We start from the raw sequence: 527 nt of genomic DNA on the forward strand, positions 1-527 counted from the left end.
CGTTCCAATACGCCGCCCGCCTCATTTTGTAATATTTTTAAGAGTTTCGGACAGGAAATACGACTGAGAAATTTCAGCGGATGATAGAGTATAGGGGGATCTTCTGTGAAGGCTTCCCTGATATCAAGCAGGTCTGTCTCAAGCGTACGAAGTACGAATCGTAACATGGCCTCATCCAGTTCATTCGGTCGTTCCCAAAAAATGTTGGTAATTAGCCGGTATCCCTTCTTCGGATCAGATTGGGCGATCTCAAAAATTCTCTGACGTGTCTGTTCAGGATGAACTCGTAAAAGATGCGGAAGCCACTCATTGCGTATTAAATACAGGTCACTTTCCCCAACCTCAATGATTCGGTCAATAGCCTCCTGCGGAGCAAGAATTGTCAATGCTCTAAAAGCTGCCCAGCTTGCAAAATCTTCCGAACACGACAGGTGTTCAATCACAAAGTCAATCTTCTCACTATCTCCAAAACGTGCGATACAATTGATAAGGCTTCGCGGATTATTTGGCAAAAGCTTACCCATCAA

1 protein-coding gene is annotated in these 527 nt (G+C 44.4%); it reads right to left on the bottom strand.

The annotated features are described in order from the left end of the window. A partial coding sequence (locus tag OXG87_02480; GenBank protein MCY3868394.1) for a hypothetical protein occupies positions 1-443 on the bottom strand: 443 nt, incomplete at its 3' end. Between the last annotated feature and the right edge of the window lie 84 nt (positions 444-527).

Source organism: Gemmatimonadota bacterium (assembly GCA_026706845.1).
GTDB lineage: Bacteria > Latescibacterota > UBA2968 > UBA2968 > UBA2968 > VXRD01.